This is a genomic window from Candidatus Palibaumannia cicadellinicola (assembly GCF_002855795.1).
In the GTDB taxonomy this organism is placed as follows: Bacteria; Pseudomonadota; Gammaproteobacteria; order Enterobacterales; family Enterobacteriaceae; genus Baumannia; species Baumannia cicadellinicola_C.
Genome location: NZ_NJPO01000070.1, coordinates 1 through 1055, shown reverse-complemented (window position 1 = coordinate 1055; position 1055 = coordinate 1). Strand labels below are relative to the sequence as shown.

Annotated in this window: 3 protein-coding genes; all 3 read right to left on the bottom strand. The window is 26.8% G+C overall.

Annotated features, from left to right (window positions below; all coding sequences use genetic code 11):
- The coding region (gene atpF, locus CEX73_RS01415; RefSeq protein ID WP_101626831.1) for a F0F1 ATP synthase subunit B at positions 1-283 on the bottom strand (283 nt) is incomplete at its 3' end.
- A 62-nt stretch (positions 284-345) separates the two neighbouring features.
- Positions 346-585, bottom strand: coding sequence for a F0F1 ATP synthase subunit C (gene atpE / locus CEX73_RS01410; RefSeq protein ID WP_101626830.1), 240 nt, complete (start codon positions 583-585; stop codon positions 346-348).
- Positions 586-640: 55 nt separating this feature from the next.
- Positions 641-1055, bottom strand: a 415-nt coding sequence (locus CEX73_RS01405) for a F0F1 ATP synthase subunit A (protein WP_146643225.1), incomplete at its 5' end; no start/stop codon positions are given.

The window sequence follows — 1055 nt, the reverse complement described above, 5'->3', positions numbered from 1 at the left end:
CTGCTTCAATTTTACTTTCATTAATTATTTCATTTTTACGTTGATTTGCTTGTTCTATAATTTTTTTAGCTTTTGCTTTTGCTTGTATTACATCATTTGCAGCTTGAGCTTGAGCAATTTCTAAATCTTTTTTAGCTAGTTCTATCGAAGAAAAACTATCAATAATATCTTTTTGTCTTTTGTCTACTGCAGAAATAAGTGGTGGCCATATATATTTCATGCAAAACAAAACAAATAGTATAAATGCTATAGTTTGACCTAAAATAGTTGCATTTAAATTCATATTATTATTTATCTCATAATAATGTTATTAATAATTTAATTTGTAAAGTTATAGTATAAATATTAAGTTATAGCAAACATTATATATAAACCTAGACCTACTGTAATCATTGGAATAGCGTCAACTAAACCCATGACAATAAAAAATTGAGAACGAAGAATAGGAATTAAATCAGGTTGACGTGCAGCTCCTTCTAAAAATTTTCCTCCTAATATACCAATACCGATTGCAGCACCAATAGCGGCTAGTCCCATCATTATAGTTGCAGCTAGATATAATATATTTATATTAAAACTATCCATAATACTATCCTTATTTCTATATGATAAAATAATATTTATTTACTGTTATTTCAAATTAAAATACATGTTTTTCAGAAGCCATTGCAAGATAAACAATTGTTAATATCATAAATATAAATGCTTGTAATGTAATAATTAAAATATGAAAAATAGCCCAAGGTACATTAAGAATCCATTGTGACCACCAAGGTAAAAGACCAGCAATTAAAATAAAAATTAACTCCCCTGCATACATATTACCAAATAATCTTAAAGCTAATGAAACGGGTTTCGATAACAAACTAACACTTTCAAGAATAAAATTTATAGGAATAAAAATAGGATGATTAAAAGGTTGCATAGTTAGGTCTTTAATAAAAGTAATTAATCCTTTGGTAGAACAACTATAATATATTATTAAAACAAATACCCCTAGTGCCATTGAAAGTGTGATATTAATATCTGTAGATGGTACTACTCGTAGTACGGGT

Bases quoted from the DNA above. Each gene is read 5' to 3' on its own strand.
- atpE (WP_101626830.1), bottom strand. From the start codon at position 585: ATGGATAGTTTTAATATAAATATATTATATCTAGCTGCAACTATAATG.